The following is a 13,678-nucleotide window of genomic DNA, read 5'->3' as shown; positions in this document are numbered from 1 at the left end:
CGGGGCTCAACATATCGAAAAGGATGATCCGATGATCCCGTCCGTTCTGCCGACCTATAATCGTGCGCCCCTGACCTTTGTGAAGGGCGAAGGCGCTTGGCTGACCGAGGCGGATGGCCGACGTTTTCTGGATATGGGCGCGGGGATTGCTGTGAATGCACTGGGCCATGCGCATCCGGCGCTGGTGAACGCGCTGACGGAACAGGCCCACGCGCTGTGGCATGTGTCGAACCTTTATAACATCCCTCAGCAGCAGGCGCTGGCTGATAAGCTGGTTGAACATACCTTTGCCGACACGGTGTTCTTTACCAATTCAGGCACGGAAGCCTGCGAGCTGGCTGTGAAAATGGCACGCAAATATTTCTACGATAAAGATCAGCCCGAACGGGTCGACATCATCACCTTTGACGGTTCGTTTCACGGTCGGTCTTCGGCAGGTATCGCCGCTGCGGGGTCAGAGAAGATGACCAAAGGCTTTGGCCCGCTGCTGCCCGGCTTTGTACACCTGACATTTGGTGATCTTGACGGTGTCACCAATGCGATCTCGGACAAGACCGCGGCGATCTTGATCGAACCCATTCAGGGCGAGGGCGGTATTCGCCCCGTCCCTGATGCCGAGCTCAAAGCGCTGCGTCAGATCTGCAACGACAATGGCCTGTTGCTGATCCTCGACGAGGTCCAATGCGGCGTTGGGCGTACCGGTAAACTTTTTGCCCATGAATGGGCGGGCATCACGCCTGACATCATGATGGTCGCCAAGGGCATCGGTGGAGGGTTCCCTCTGGGTGCGGTGCTGGCCACCGAAGACGCGGCCAGCGGCATGACGGCAGGTACGCACGGGTCGACCTATGGCGGAAACCCTCTCGGTTGCGCGGTGGGCTGCGCGGTGATCGACCAGGTTGCAACCCCCGCCTTTCTGGACGGGGTCAATCGCAAGGCGGGCATGTTGCGCCAGAAGCTCGAAGGATTGATTGCAAATCATCCGGACGTGTTCGAAGAGGTGCGCGGCGCAGGGCTCATGCTGGGTCTGAAATGCAAGGCGACCAACCTGGACGTGGTGAATGCGGGATATGATAACGGCCTCATCACCGTTCCCGCCGCTGACAATGTGATCCGCCTATTGCCGCCTTTGACCCTCACAGAGGACGACATTGCACAGGCGGTTATTCGTCTGGAGAAAACGGCCGCGCAGGTTGAAAGCAATCTGGCGTCTGCCTGAGCCCACCCGATTAGAAAAGCGAAACGACATGAAGCACTTCCTCGACATTCACAAAACCAATGCCGCCGCTTTGCGGGGCATGATCGACCAGGCTGCTGCCATGAAGCAGGCGCGTCTGGGGCAGCCAAAGGCGGCACCGGATGACGAATTGGCACTCAAAGACCGCATGGTCGCCCTGATCTTTGAAAAACCGTCAACCCGGACGCGCGTGTCCTTTGATGTGGGCGTGCGCCAGATGGGAGGTCAGACGATGGTCCTTTCGGGCAAGGACATGCAGTTGGGCCACGGCGAAACCATCGCTGACACCGCCCGCGTGCTGTCGCGCTATGTCGATATGATCATGATCCGGACATTTGACGAAACCATCCTAACCGAAATGGCGGAATACTCGGACGTGCCGGTGATCAACGGCCTGACCGATCGCACCCATCCTTGCCAAATCATGGCCGATGTTCTGACGTTCGAAGAGCACCGTGGCCCGATCGCTGGGAAGAAAGTCGTTTGGACTGGCGATGGTAACAATGTGTGTGCCTCGTTCCTTCACGCGGCGGGCCAGTTCGGGTTTGATCTGACTTTTACGGGCCCGGCGCAATTCGACCCCGAAGAGGATTTCATGGGTTTTGCCCGTCAAAAAGGGTCCAAGATTGTTGTGGAACGGGACCCCTACAAGGCTGTAGATGGGGCCGATCTTGTTGTCGCCGATACCTGGGTTTCGATGCACGACTCTCAATCCGCGAAAGAACGGCGCCACAACCTGCTGCGTCCTTATCAGGTAAACGCTGAATTGATGGCCCATGCCAAACCCGATGCGCTGTTCATGCATTGCCTTCCTGCGCACCGCGAAGAAGAAGCGACATCCGATGTCATGGATGGTCCGAACTCGGTCATTTTTGACGAGGCCGAAAACCGACTGCACGCCCAGAAGGCCGTTATGCGTTGGTGTCTGGGTGTCTGAACACATGAAAATGGCAAGAGAGAGCCGCGTGCTCTCTCATGATTTCCGGAGTGCACAATGCCCCATATAGTCCTCGAATTCTCTCAGGGCCTTGAAGAGAAACATGATTTCCATGCGGTCTGCGAGAAGTTGTTTGCGGTGCTTTCTGAACATGCTGAGTTTGATGCACCGGCCCTTAAGATCCGTGCCAATCCGGTCACCTATTTTCGGATCGGGACCGAACCGCAGACCTTTGTCCATGCGACGCTTTTATTGATGCAGGGCCGGGATGAGGCCACGCGAGCTGAACTGAACGCTACCGTTTTGGATGTTCTGACTGTTGCCATGCCCGAGGTTGGCAGCATCACGGTGCAAGAGGTCGAACTGAACCGTGCGTCTTATGCCAAACGCCTGGCGTGATTGTGTTTGGCAATTTGTCTATCTGAAGCACGGCGACTGACACCTTCTTTGGCCGCAAGCAACATTCCTTTGCAGGGCAGCAAAAATGCCCTGCATTCCCCGTCAAACAGGTGATCGGATAGCGAGCTGTCTGGATGGTTCTTTTCTCAGGTGGAATTTCTGTTAGAATTGTTATGTAATAACATTAATAATATGTCATAACGGACAAAAATCCACCGGAGTTGTGCAATTATTGAGGTTTCTTTCAGGTGCAGCGGCCTGCATCTTGCAGGGGCGAACCGTTGCCTGCCGAAAAAGGGAGAAACTGGAATGAGCTGGAACCCGTCTCACAACCCCGATCGTTTGACTGAGAACCCGTCTTTAGAGGCACTGATCATTCCTCGTGCACGTGATCTGGGTGGGTTCGAGGTGCGCCGCGCGCTACCCTCGGTCAAACGACAGCTCGTTGGCCCGTTCATTTTCTTTGACCAGGTCGGCCCTGCAGAATTCATCACAGAAGGCGGTATAGACGTTCGGCCACACCCTCATATCGGGTTGGGCACGGTCACCTACCTGTATAAAGGGGAATTTGAGCATCGTGATAGCTTGGGCACCCATCAGATGATCTATCCCGGTGAGGTCAACTGGATGATTGCAGGACGTGGCGTAACCCATTCTGAACGCACCAGCAAGGAAACGCGCAGCAAAAGACACAGTCTTTTTGGCATTCAGACCTGGATCGCGCTGCCAGAGGAACAGGAAGATATTGCACCGGATTTCGAACATCATAAACAATCTGCGCTGCCCCATATTCAGGATGCTGGGGTCAGCGCTCGTCTCATCCTTGGCTCGGCTTATGGTGAAAGCAGCCCGGTCACGACACTGTCTGAAACCTTCTATCTGGACGTGCAGCTTGCCCCCGGGGCCTCTTTTCCTTTGCCTGATGATCAAGAAGACCGCGGTGTTTATGTGACGGAAGGAACGGTTGAGATCGCCGGCGATCAGTTCACCCAAGGTCGTATGATGGTGTTTCGGCCAAGGGATCGCCTTTCCGTTCAGGCAGGGCCGCAGGGTGCGCGGCTAATGTTGCTTGGAGGTGCGACGTTGAATGAGGATCGTTATATCTGGTGGAACTTCGTGTCGTCCTCAAAGGAAAAGATAGAAGCAGCCACCCGCGAATGGAAAACGGCGGACTGGGCCAAAGGGGCTTTTCAACTGCCTCCGGGGGACGATCAAGACTTCATCCCGATTTCAGAAGACCTTGAACGCACCCGTCCGAGGCGCGCGCGCTGACCTCGCGTCAGTTGGCCTTGTCTGACAGGCGGATCGCGGCAATCTTTGACCGAAGGGGAGGGGCGTCATGAGGATCGCAATCGCGGGGGCGGGCAGCATTGGATGTTACTGCGGGGCTTTGCTGGCCCGATCCGGTCACGATGTCACCCTGTTGGGGCGGGCACGAATTCTCGACCCGATCCGGGATAAGGGGCTGATGGTCACAGATTTTTCAGGCCTGCGGTGTCATGTGACCAACCTGTCCCTGACCGAAGATCCGGCGGAACTGAGTGATGCTGAAATAGTCATTGTCACGGTAAAGACCGGCGCGACGGAAGAGATGGCGAAGCAAATCGGAAAATATGCACCAAAGGCTGTGATCCTTTCCTGGCAGAACGGGTTGGAAAATGCAGGCACCTTACATACGATGCTTCCGCACCACGATGTCCGCGCCGGTATGGTGCCGTTCAACGTCGTACCAACAGATACTGGCGGATTTCATCGCGCGACTTCTGGTGAAATCGTTATCCAATCCGGCCTCGGCGATTTGGGCGCAAAGCTGACTGGCCCCGACCTACCGGTGTCAGAGAGTGACCAGATCGAAGCCGTCCAATGGGGCAAGCTGGTGATCAATCTCAATAACGCGCTGAATGCGCTGTCCGGGTTGACGTTGAAACAGCAGTTGCTGGACCGCAACTGGCGCCAACTGATGGCAGATCAGATGTCCGAGGCTCTGACCGTGCTGCACTCCGCCGGCCAACCGATTGTGTCAATGACGCCGCTGCCCGCATGGATGACACCGTATATCCTGCGCCTGCCGACGCCCTTGTTTTCGCGGGTTGCCTCCCGGATGCTGACCATTGACTCCTCGGCGCGCACCTCTATGGCCTATGACTTGATGGCAGGGCGCCCAACGGAAATCGACAGTCTGCAAGGCGAGATCATCCGTTTGGGCGAGCGGCACGGCATTGCGACCCCAATCTGCGCGCAGGTTCGCGAAAAGATTGCACAGAACCCAAAATCCCCGCTTACTCCCGAGCAAATCCGAATCTGATGGGCTAGAGAAAAGCCGTCAGTGTCCAGAAGATAGCGGCTGATAACACTGCGGTAGCGGGGACCGTTATGATCCAGGCAGCCACGATCGTCATGAAATGCGAGCGACGGACGAGTTTCCGGCGTTTTTTCTCTTCCTGTGCCTGGCGCCGTTCGGGCAGGCGTTGGTGGTTCGCGTTCTTTCTGCGCCGCTCGGCATGCCATTCGCGATAGAAGCCCACTCCGAAGACCGCTCCCACTGCGATATGGGTGGAACTGACGGGCAGGCCCAGCCAACTGGCCAGGATCACAGTGATCGCCGCAGAAAGGGCGACACAGAATGCGCGCATTGGGTTGAGCTTGGTGATCTGACTGCCGACCATCCTGATCAATTTTGGGCCAAACAGGAACAGCCCAAAGGAAATTCCCAGCGCTCCGATCACCATCACCCAGGTTGGAATTGCGACTTGTGCAGCGAAATCCCCGAACTGCGCCGTATGCACGATTGCCGCCAACGGACCAACCGCATTTGCCACGTCATTGGCGCCGTGGGCAAAGCTAAGAAATGTTGCTGAAATAATAAGTGGTAGCCCAAACAGCGTTTTCAGAGACTTCGTTCTGTTTTCTAGTCGTTCTGATCTGCGATGCACCCAAGGGACTGTCACCAGCCATGTCAGAAATCCGGTGGCCAGACCGAACAGCAAAGCGACTTCAAGCTCAACTTTGACCAGCTTGTTCAGGCCTTTGACGGCCAAATAGGTGGTAAAGGCACCAGCCATGACAGCAACGAGTATCGGCACCCAACGGCGGGCAGCGGCGATCTTGTCTTCCTGATACTGAATTTTGGCATTGATCAAAGCCAGAAAGCCAGCGGCAATAGTTCCACCTAACACAGGAGAGATGATCCAACTGGCGGCAATGGCGCTCATCGTGGTCCAACTGACCGCGCTTAGGCCAGCTGCTGCGACGCCCGCACCCATGACGCCCCCCACGACAGAGTGTGTGGTCGACACCGGCGCGCCGACCCAGGTGGCCAAGTTGACCCACATGGCCGAAGAAATCAGGGCCGCCATCATCGCCCAGATAAAGACGGTGCTATCGTGAACCGATGCCGGGTCTATAATCCCTTTCGAAATCGTCGACACGACATCCCCACCTGCCAGCAAGGCCCCCGCGCTTTCTGCGATGGCGGCGATGACGATTGCGCCGGTCATGGTCAGCGCGTTGGCCCCGACAGCGGGGCCCATGTTATTGGCAACGTCATTTGCGCCGATATTGATGGCCATATAGGCCCCAAAACCCGCTGCCGCGACAACGATCAACCCGCCATCAGCCCGCCCAAAAACCACTGCGGCCGTCAGCCCGGCCAGCGCAATAAAGGCGAAGGCGATACCCGGCGCCAGCATGGGGCGTGCCACATGGGCATTGGCATACTCAACGCGCGAGATGCGCGCCAGATCGCTGTCCAGCGATTGCCAACGGGGTTTGGAGCTTGGGTTCGACATCAGGCTATTGCGGGCGGCTTCCAAAAGAACACCCGCGGCTATACGGTTTCGCTCAGACGGGCAACCGTGGCGTCATCACTTTTTGTGGAGGTGTCACAGCTGCAGCAGCAAAGCGCGCAGTTCGGGTTCCTGAACACGTTTGGCCGCTATCACGGGCGAAACCCACTCGCGGGTCCTTTCCTCGGCCTCGGGGTAGATATCGGCCAGTTCCTGCACTTCGATCCGATAGACATTGGTCACCACAGTCTGGCTGGCCCCGTCTTTCAGGATCTTGTCATAAGTATATTGCCCAACAGGGTCTTTGGATAGGGATTGGGCGCGCACGCCGGCTTCTTCCCAGGCCTCTTGCCGGGCAGCCTCGGCGCCATCCAGGCCATCAATCGGCCAACCTTTGGGGATGATCCAGCGTCCGGTGTCCCGGCTGGTGATCAAAAGAACCTGCAACCCGTCCTGTGTTTCGCGGGTGCACAAGGCGCCAAACTGCACCCGATGGGGGCGCAGGAACAGAGGCCGGGCGACCTCTTCCCAAATATTTCGCAGCCATTTTGTCATGTTTGTCGTTCGCGAACCCGGGTTTTACCTGAGCAGCCCACATAGCAATGAAACAGATAATCTTCAATGAACGCCCGGAATCTCCGTGCTTTCCGCATCTTCATGCCAAGAATTTTCGACGAAAATTCCCGACGGCTGCCTAATTTCGACGTTTTGCGCGCAAGGTGGGGTCGGCCTTGGTCGGATCTTCGGGCCAAGGGTGTCTGGGATATTGCGCGCGCATGTCTTTGCGCACATCCGCGTATGACCCAGCCCAGAAACCGGGCAAGTCGCGCGTGATCTGGATGGGTCGTTGGGCCGGTGAAAGAAGCGTGATCTTGAGGGCCTCACCGCCAATGACCGGATGGCGCGTGACGCCAAACAGTTCCTGCAGCCGCACCGAGATTTCCGGTACTGCACCGCCATAATCTATCGGCACCTTTCGCCCCAGAGGAGTTTCAAACGACCCTGGAGCGCGCCGGTCCAGTTCCTGCGTCTGGGCCCAGTCCAGTCGGGCGCGCAACGCTGGCAACAGGTCGAACCGTTTCCAGTCTTCAGCATTGCGGACGCCGGAAAGCATCGGCAACAGCCAGTCTTGCAGCGTGTCGGTCAACCCCTCGATCGAGAAATCAGGCAGCTCTGCGCCTTCGGTCCGGACCAGTTCCACCCGTGCCGCCAATCGCGCAGCGGCCCCGTTCAATCGCAGGCCAAGATCACGGACGCCATCCAGCATCGCCAATGCAACTGCTTCGTCCGGAACCTCTTTCCAAACACGATCACTCAACGTGATTGCGCCGAGCCGTTCTTGTTTGCGCGCAACGACACGGCGGTCACGTTTTGACCAGTCGCAGACCTCGATCCAGGTGATCTGATCCTCGAACAAGTCACGAATTTCCTTTTCCGAGATCTGTGCGGCCATGCGCACCTTTGCTTCGCGGGGGTTGCCATCGGTATCGGTCACAACCAGGTAAGGCGCGGCAGCCAGCGTATCGCTGCCATCCAGCACAACACCCTTCCCTCCTGACAACACATAACGCGGCTCATCCCCTTTGCGCCGTTGTCCAATGCGATCGGGATAGGCGAGTGCGGCTGTTGCCGCTGGGCTGAAGTCGGATGGGGTGCCTTTGGATCGCAGTCGCTTGGCCTCGGTCTTTATCCGTTCCAACGCACCAATGTTGACCTGCCAGACACGGTTACACTGAAAGGCGCGCACATCCCGTATGGCTTCGAGCCGGAGCAGCATATCCACCGGCGCACCGCGCAGAGGGTCGCGTTCGGCCATCAGGGCGGCCAAGGGCGCAGCGCCGGGGCCTGCCTGTTCCAGCATATGCCCCAGTCGCGGGTGCAGAGGTAACGCAGCCAGTGACCGCCCGTGGTCGGTGATCCGCCCCTTTCCATCCAGCGCGCCCAGCATTGTCAGCAACGTGCGGGCCTCTGCCATCGTGCCCTCGGGTGGAGGGGTCAGGAAAGACAGTTCTTCGGGGTCCGCCCCCCAAAGTGCCAGTTCCAGCGCCAGGCCGGTCAGGTCGGTTGCCTCGATCTCGGCCGGGGGATAGGCGGCCAGCGCGCCTTCTTCGCCCTTCGACCATAAGCGATAGCACTTGCCTTCGGCGACACGACCAGCGCGGCCAGCGCGCTGCGTTGCCTCGGCGCGCGTCACCCGCTCGGTCACTAGTCTGGACATACCCGAACCCGGATCGAAACGCGCCCGCCGAGCCTGTCCCATGTCCAAGACCACGCGAATGTCTGGAATGGTCAACGAGGTTTCGGCAATGGACGTAGCCAAAACCACTTTGCGACCGGTTTCGACCGGTGCAATCGCTTGGCGCTGGGCAGCAAAAGGCATCGCGCCGAATAGTGGTCGCACCGTAGCTTTGCTGGATAACCGGCCAGCCAAGGCGGCCTCTGCCCGGCGGATTTCGCCTTCTCCGGGCAGGAACACCAACATCCCACCTTCTGTTTCGCGCTCGGCCTGAACCACAAGATCGACCAATGCGTCCAGCTTTCGCGCCTGATGTCCTAGCGGTCGGTCCAGCCAACGTGTTTCGACCGGGTAGCTGCGCCCTTGGGACGTAACAACGGGGGCCTCCATCAACCGTCCCACAGGCTCAGCGTCTAGCGTTGCCGACATTGCCAGCAGGATCAGATCGTCCCGCAATGCCCCGGCGACCTCAAGGCACAAGGCCAGGCCGAGATCCGCGTTCAGGGAACGTTCATGGAATTCATCGAAAATCACCGCACTAATGCCGGGCAGATCGGGTTTGACTTGCAGCATCCGGGTCAGGATACCTTCGGTGACGACCTCGATCCGGGTCGATTTCGATACCTTCGCCTCGCCTCGCACGCGATAACCAACTGTGTCGCCCACGCGCTGTCCCAGCGTATCGGCCATGCGCTCAGCAGCAGCCCGGGCCGCCAAGCGGCGGGGTTCCAGCATCACGATCTTGCCATCGCATAGCCCCGCCTCGAGTATCGCCAGCGGCACTCGTGTTGTTTTCCCCGCGCCCGGAGGCGCCTGCAGCACTGCGCGGCCCGAAGCCTTTAGGGCGGCAAGAAGGTCAGGAATGGCGTCGTCGATGGGCAGGCGTATCATGCGGGCTTTATCCGCCAACGGTACGACAAGGTCCAGTTCCGTCTCTTATACCCGGAGAGCGCATATCCCAGAGGTAAATTCTTGTACCCTCTGGTCTGGACAAACCCCTCATTGGGACGGCAACTAGAACTGCCGCAACTGATTGGGGGCGAAATGGAACTGGACAGCCTGAGTGACAGGATTTTGAACGGAGACCGGCGCGCGCTGGCCCGTGGTATCACGCTGGTGGAAAGCGGTCGCGCCGATCATCGTGCGCAGGCGACGGAACTGCTGACCAGATTGACCAAAGAAGGCCGCCAGGCCCTGCGGATCGGATTGTCAGGGACGCCCGGCGTCGGCAAGTCCACGTTCATCGAAAGCTTTGGCATGATGCTGACAGGGCAGGGGCTGCGCGTTGCGGTTCTTGCAGTTGATCCCAGTTCGACTCGGTCGGGCGGGTCCATTCTGGGGGACAAGACCCGGATGGAACGCCTGAGCCGCGAGAAAAACGCCTTTATCCGTCCATCACCCAGCCAGTCGCATCTGGGCGGCGTTGCCCGCCGCACACGTGAGGCCATCGCTTTATGTGAGGCCGCTGGGTTCGATGTTGTTTTGATCGAAACGGTTGGTGTCGGGCAATCGGAGACGGTTGTCTCCGAGTTGTCGGATCTGTTTATGCTGTTGCTTGCCCCGGCGGGCGGTGACGAACTGCAAGGCGTCAAGCGCGGTATCATGGAAATGGCCGACATGATCTTGGTCAACAAGGCGGATGGTGACCTGAAATCTGCCGCCACTCGCACCTGCGCCGACTATTCCGGGGCGCTGCGTCTGTTGCGTAAACGACCCCAGGACCCGGAAGGGTTTCCCAAGGCGATGACTGTCTCAGCGGTCGAGGAACATGGGCTGGCTCAAGCCTGGGAGGAGATGCAGTCCCTCAGCAAATGGCGCCGTGAAAATGGCCACTGGGAGGTCAACCGCGCCACGCAAGCACAATATTGGTTCGAACAAGAGGTTCGGTCTGCCCTTCTGGCGCGTCTGGCGACTCCACAAGCGCGCTCGGAAATGGAGCGTCTGGGCTCGCAGGTCAGCACTGGTCAGCTCAGTCCGTCGGTTGCGGCGGAACATATGTTGTCTGCTTTAGTCGCTGGCTAAGTCCTTATTCAAGCCTTTGATCTCATTCTCTTTCTGATTTCGGATCGGTGGGTTATCGCCCATAGGTTGCAAGTTGACCCAAACTTGATGCAAACTCAGGTTAAGGCCGCGCATCTGTCGCCAGGCCGGATATGCGGGAACCGTCAGCTATGCCCGATATTACTGGGACCAACGGCAACGACGATATCGACGTTAACAATGACACGGGGACCCTAAACGGTTCACCGGCTGGAACTCCGATTGATAATATCCGCGGCCGGGGTGGCGACGATGACGTCGACATCAATAACAGCACGATTACCGGGAATGTCATCGGCAATGCCGGCTCCGACACGATCACCGTCACCAGCAGCACCATTGGTGGCAGGATTGCCAGCGGGTCGGATGACGACACTGTCGATATCAGTGGCTCGAGTGTTGGAAACATCCGGCTGGGGAGCGGCAACGATACCCTGAATTTCACCAGCACCAGCGTTAGTGGCGATTTGCGGGGTGGTGGCGGGACCGACACGTTGAACTTGCCTGTGGGTACCGTCATCACCGATACCAATTTTGGCGTCATTAACGTCGTAGATGGCGTAGGCTATACCCTGTCCAGCGGGACATTCACTCTACCATCCGGTATCACGGTCACATATTCTGCCTTTGAGAACGGAAGTGGCGTTCCTTGTTTTACCCGTGACACGCACATCCTGACGCAGGACGGCATGAAAGCAATCCAAGCGCTGCGGATCGGGGACATGGTCCCGACCATGGGGTGCGACCCTCAGCCTATACGCTGGATCGGTCGTCGACAGTTTGACCGCGCCGCCTTGCTGGTAAATCCCAGGCTCTTGCCGGTACGAATCCTTGCAGGTGCGCTGGGCGAGGGTTTGCCGCATCGCGATCTTCTGGTCTCACGCCAGCACAGGATGCTGGTGCAGTCCAGAATCGCGGAACGCATGTTCGGCACCACCGAAGTTCTGATTCCGGCGATCAAACTGACCGCACTGCCGGGAATCTATATCGATGAGGCCGTGCAATCGGTTGAGTATTTTCACCTGCTATTTGATCGCCATCATGTCATCTTTGCCGAAGATGCCCCAACCGAAAGCCTGTTCACCGGAGTCGAGGCCCTGAAATCCCTCGGATCGGAGGCGCGGCAAGAAATTTTCGAAATCTTTCCGGAACTGATCGAAAATCATGGTGAAAACCCGGCCCGGTTCATACCATGTGGACGCCAACAGTCCCACCTGATCCAGCGGCATTTGAAGAACAACAAACCCTTGCTTCAACGCAATGGCGCCTAGGTCTTATAGAGTTTAAGATGGGTGCAAAGATTTCGCACGGCCCGTCTTGACCCTTCCTGTGATTCCCACTAAACGCATCCAACCAGTTTTCGGGCGCGACTTCGGGTTGCGCCCCTTGTGATTTGGCCACGGGTCCTGTACCCAGCCCGCAGATACAAAGGAAGAAACCATGTCGCGCCGTTGCGAACTGACCGGAAAAGGCCCGATGACTGGCAACAATGTCAGCCACGCCAAAAACAGAACTCGTCGTCGTTTTCTGCCCAACCTGAACGACGTAACCCTGCAGTCGGAAACCCTGGGTCGTGGCGTCAAGCTGCGTATCTCAGCCGCTGCCCTGCGTTCAGTTGACCACCGTGGTGGTCTGGATGCGTTCCTGGCCAAAGCCAAGGATGACGAGCTGTCCACCAACGCACTGAAAGTGAAAAAAGAAATCGCCAAGGCTCAAGCTGCGGTCTAAGCGTTCTTTTTCACCAAAGATTTCGACCCTGTACCCGAACGGTGCAGGGTCTTTTCTTTTGCCTGATTGAGTTTAGACGATTTCGCCGTCAGAGCGTGATCTTGTTCACATACAGTGTTCTGATGTTTGAATATGTTTGTTCATATTCTATTGGCGGAGTTCGATCTCATGTCTTTCAAATCCTTTGATTCCCTCTCCCTGTTGGCGGCCTTTTTTGGCAAGACGTTTGGGACATGTGTGCGGATGCAGCGTCAGGTGAACAGGTTGCATACCAGCCTGACAAAAGGGTCTGTCAAACGTCCCGGAATGGACAACTGACCTCGTACTGACCAAAAATGACCCGAGGGCTTCTGGCGCATTCGATTGTGCTTGAAGCCCTTTTTGTCTCGGGCGTATACCGAAGGCAGGATGAAACACTTTCGGAACAGATTTCTATCATTTGCCCTGTCGCTGCTGGTCATTCTGACTGGTCAGGGGGTGGCTGCGTCGCGTGGCGTTGATACTGCAGTCGGGCAGATGGTGCTGTGTACTGGTGTTGGTCCTGTTGTGATCTATATGGATGCGGAGGGGCAACCGGCGAAGCCCCCGCATTTCTGCCCCGACTATGCGCTGACGTTGCTGGGTGCTATCGCTGTCGTTTCACATGTGCTGCCCGATGCACCAAGTTATGCCGGGCCATTTTTAGAGCGCGGCGACAGGAGCCTAATAGCAGCGCCCGTTCCGTTTCAGCCCGCCCGCGCGCCACCTGCAAGAGCCTGATTAAATTTAACTTTTTCAGGCACTTGACATAGGAGAGGCGCAATGTCCCTCACTTCCAAACTTTTGGCAACCCTGGCTGCGGCCGCATTTGCCACCACTGCAATGGCGCAGGAAACCATCACACTAGAAGATGCCTATGCGCGCTCCGCCGGCAAAACGGCGAAAGCGGGCGCGGCCTTTATGGTGATTCAGAACACGGGCGAGGCGGATGACCGTCTTGTTCGTGCGGAATCGGAGGCGGCTGCACGGATTGAGCTGCACACGCATCTGATCGATGCCAATGGCGTGGCGCAGATGACCCATGTCGAAGAGGGGTTCGTCATCCCTGCCGGTGGTGCGCATGCGCTCAAGCGCGGGGGCGATCACGTGATGTTCATGGGATTGGTTGCCCCGTTTGAACATGGTGCAACTGTGCCTGTGACGCTGGTTTTTGAAAAGGCCGGTGAAGTTGAGATCGACGTGCCGGTTGATCTGGAACGAAAAGACATGGGCGCCCACTCGAACTAAGGTCACGTCAACCTTCAAGCCGCTATGCGGCCGTCATCCAAGCGTCAGGC

At 57.7% G+C, this 13,678-nt stretch carries 13 protein-coding genes; 10 read left to right on the top strand and 3 right to left on the bottom strand.

The genetic code is table 11. From position 1 onward, the window contains the following. The first annotated feature begins 31 nt into the window (after window positions 1–31). The 5 genes from AC2FGB_RS15395 (at window position 32) to AC2FGB_RS15375 (ending at window position 4,878) form a co-directional block, all read left to right on the top strand. Window positions 32–1,219 (top strand): aspartate aminotransferase family protein, encoded by a 1,188-nt coding sequence (locus AC2FGB_RS15395; RefSeq protein WP_496694249.1) that lies wholly within the window; start codon window positions 32–34, stop codon window positions 1,217–1,219. 28 nt (window positions 1,220–1,247) lie between these two features. After that, on the top strand, window positions 1,248–2,174 hold the full coding sequence (argF, locus tag AC2FGB_RS15390) for an ornithine carbamoyltransferase (RefSeq protein ID WP_271950442.1): 927 nt from the start codon (window positions 1,248–1,250) through the stop codon (window positions 2,172–2,174). A 57-nt stretch (window positions 2,175–2,231) separates the two neighbouring features. Further along, complete coding sequence (locus tag AC2FGB_RS15385) at window positions 2,232–2,573, top strand: 5-carboxymethyl-2-hydroxymuconate Delta-isomerase (protein ID WP_496692861.1); 342 nt, start codon at window positions 2,232–2,234, stop codon at window positions 2,571–2,573. 309 nt (window positions 2,574–2,882) lie between these two features. Next, complete coding sequence (locus AC2FGB_RS15380) at window positions 2,883–3,845, top strand: pirin family protein (RefSeq protein ID WP_496692860.1); 963 nt, start codon at window positions 2,883–2,885, stop codon at window positions 3,843–3,845. Window positions 3,846–3,912: 67 nt separating this feature from the next. Then, window positions 3,913–4,878: a 2-dehydropantoate 2-reductase gene (locus tag AC2FGB_RS15375; RefSeq protein WP_496694238.1), complete on the top strand. Its 966-nt coding sequence runs from the start codon at window positions 3,913–3,915 to the stop codon at window positions 4,876–4,878. 4 nt (window positions 4,879–4,882) lie between these two features. On the opposite strand, the gene AC2FGB_RS15370 is transcribed toward AC2FGB_RS15375, so the two are convergent. The 3 genes from AC2FGB_RS15370 to hrpB all read right to left on the bottom strand — a co-directional run bounded on the left by AC2FGB_RS15370 (window position 4,883) and on the right by hrpB (window position 9,485). Continuing rightward, window positions 4,883–6,361, bottom strand: coding sequence for an inorganic phosphate transporter (locus AC2FGB_RS15370; protein WP_496694237.1), 1,479 nt, complete (start codon window positions 6,359–6,361; stop codon window positions 4,883–4,885). A 93-nt stretch (window positions 6,362–6,454) separates the two neighbouring features. After that, a complete protein-coding gene (locus AC2FGB_RS15365; RefSeq protein ID WP_142638080.1) occupies window positions 6,455–6,913 on the bottom strand; it encodes an NUDIX hydrolase in 459 nt (152 codons plus the stop codon). Window positions 6,914–7,052: 139 nt separating this feature from the next. After that, window positions 7,053–9,485: an ATP-dependent helicase HrpB gene (hrpB, locus tag AC2FGB_RS15360; protein WP_496694236.1), complete on the bottom strand. Its 2,433-nt coding sequence runs from the start codon at window positions 9,483–9,485 to the stop codon at window positions 7,053–7,055. Window positions 9,486–9,638: 153 nt separating this feature from the next. Between hrpB and meaB the strand changes: the two genes are divergently transcribed. The 5 genes from meaB to AC2FGB_RS15335 all read left to right on the top strand — a co-directional run bounded on the left by meaB (window position 9,639) and on the right by AC2FGB_RS15335 (window position 13,628). Next, window positions 9,639–10,616, top strand: a complete 978-nt coding sequence (gene meaB, locus AC2FGB_RS15355; RefSeq protein ID WP_142638208.1) for a methylmalonyl Co-A mutase-associated GTPase MeaB — start codon at window positions 9,639–9,641, stop codon at window positions 10,614–10,616. Between the two features lie 149 nt (window positions 10,617–10,765). Then, the gene (locus AC2FGB_RS15350) at window positions 10,766–11,905 is read left to right on the top strand and encodes a Hint domain-containing protein (protein WP_496694235.1); all 1,140 of its coding nucleotides are present in this window, start codon (window positions 10,766–10,768) and stop codon (window positions 11,903–11,905) included. A 169-nt stretch (window positions 11,906–12,074) separates the two neighbouring features. Further along, the gene (rpmB, locus tag AC2FGB_RS15345; protein WP_142638086.1) at window positions 12,075–12,362 is read left to right on the top strand and encodes a 50S ribosomal protein L28; all 288 of its coding nucleotides are present in this window, start codon (window positions 12,075–12,077) and stop codon (window positions 12,360–12,362) included. Window positions 12,363–12,770: 408 nt separating this feature from the next. After that, on the top strand, window positions 12,771–13,121 hold the full coding sequence (locus tag AC2FGB_RS15340) for a hypothetical protein (protein ID WP_142638088.1): 351 nt from the start codon (window positions 12,771–12,773) through the stop codon (window positions 13,119–13,121). 42 nt (window positions 13,122–13,163) lie between these two features. Continuing rightward, entirely contained in the window at window positions 13,164–13,628 is a 465-nt protein-coding gene (locus tag AC2FGB_RS15335) for a copper chaperone PCu(A)C (RefSeq protein WP_281995789.1), read from the top strand. The last annotated feature ends 50 nt before the right edge of the window (window positions 13,629–13,678 follow it).

This window comes from Ruegeria sp. CDSC021, from assembly GCF_059610845.1.
This window is presented reverse-complemented; position numbering and strand designations above follow the sequence as displayed.

Excerpts from the sequence above, each read along its gene's own strand:
- AC2FGB_RS15395 (WP_496694249.1), top strand. The coding sequence starts at position 32 with ATGATCCCGTCCGTTCTGCCGACCTATAATCGTGCGCCCCTGACCTTT.
- argF (WP_271950442.1), top strand. The coding sequence starts at position 1,248 with ATGAAGCACTTCCTCGACATTCACAAAACCAATGCCGCCGCTTTGCGG.
- AC2FGB_RS15385 (WP_496692861.1), top strand. The coding sequence starts at position 2,232 with ATGCCCCATATAGTCCTCGAATTCTCTCAGGGCCTTGAAGAGAAACAT.
- AC2FGB_RS15380 (WP_496692860.1), top strand. The coding sequence starts at position 2,883 with ATGAGCTGGAACCCGTCTCACAACCCCGATCGTTTGACTGAGAACCCG.
- AC2FGB_RS15375 (WP_496694238.1), top strand. The coding sequence starts at position 3,913 with ATGAGGATCGCAATCGCGGGGGCGGGCAGCATTGGATGTTACTGCGGG.
- AC2FGB_RS15370 (WP_496694237.1), bottom strand. The coding sequence starts at position 6,361 with ATGTCGAACCCAAGCTCCAAACCCCGTTGGCAATCGCTGGACAGCGAT.
- AC2FGB_RS15365 (WP_142638080.1), bottom strand. The coding sequence starts at position 6,913 with ATGACAAAATGGCTGCGAAATATTTGGGAAGAGGTCGCCCGGCCTCTG.
- hrpB (WP_496694236.1), bottom strand. The coding sequence starts at position 9,485 with ATGATACGCCTGCCCATCGACGACGCCATTCCTGACCTTCTTGCCGCC.
- meaB (WP_142638208.1), top strand. The coding sequence starts at position 9,639 with ATGGAACTGGACAGCCTGAGTGACAGGATTTTGAACGGAGACCGGCGC.
- AC2FGB_RS15350 (WP_496694235.1), top strand. The coding sequence starts at position 10,766 with ATGCCCGATATTACTGGGACCAACGGCAACGACGATATCGACGTTAAC.
- rpmB (WP_142638086.1), top strand. The coding sequence starts at position 12,075 with ATGTCGCGCCGTTGCGAACTGACCGGAAAAGGCCCGATGACTGGCAAC.
- AC2FGB_RS15340 (WP_142638088.1), top strand. The coding sequence starts at position 12,771 with ATGAAACACTTTCGGAACAGATTTCTATCATTTGCCCTGTCGCTGCTG.
- AC2FGB_RS15335 (WP_281995789.1), top strand. The coding sequence starts at position 13,164 with ATGTCCCTCACTTCCAAACTTTTGGCAACCCTGGCTGCGGCCGCATTT.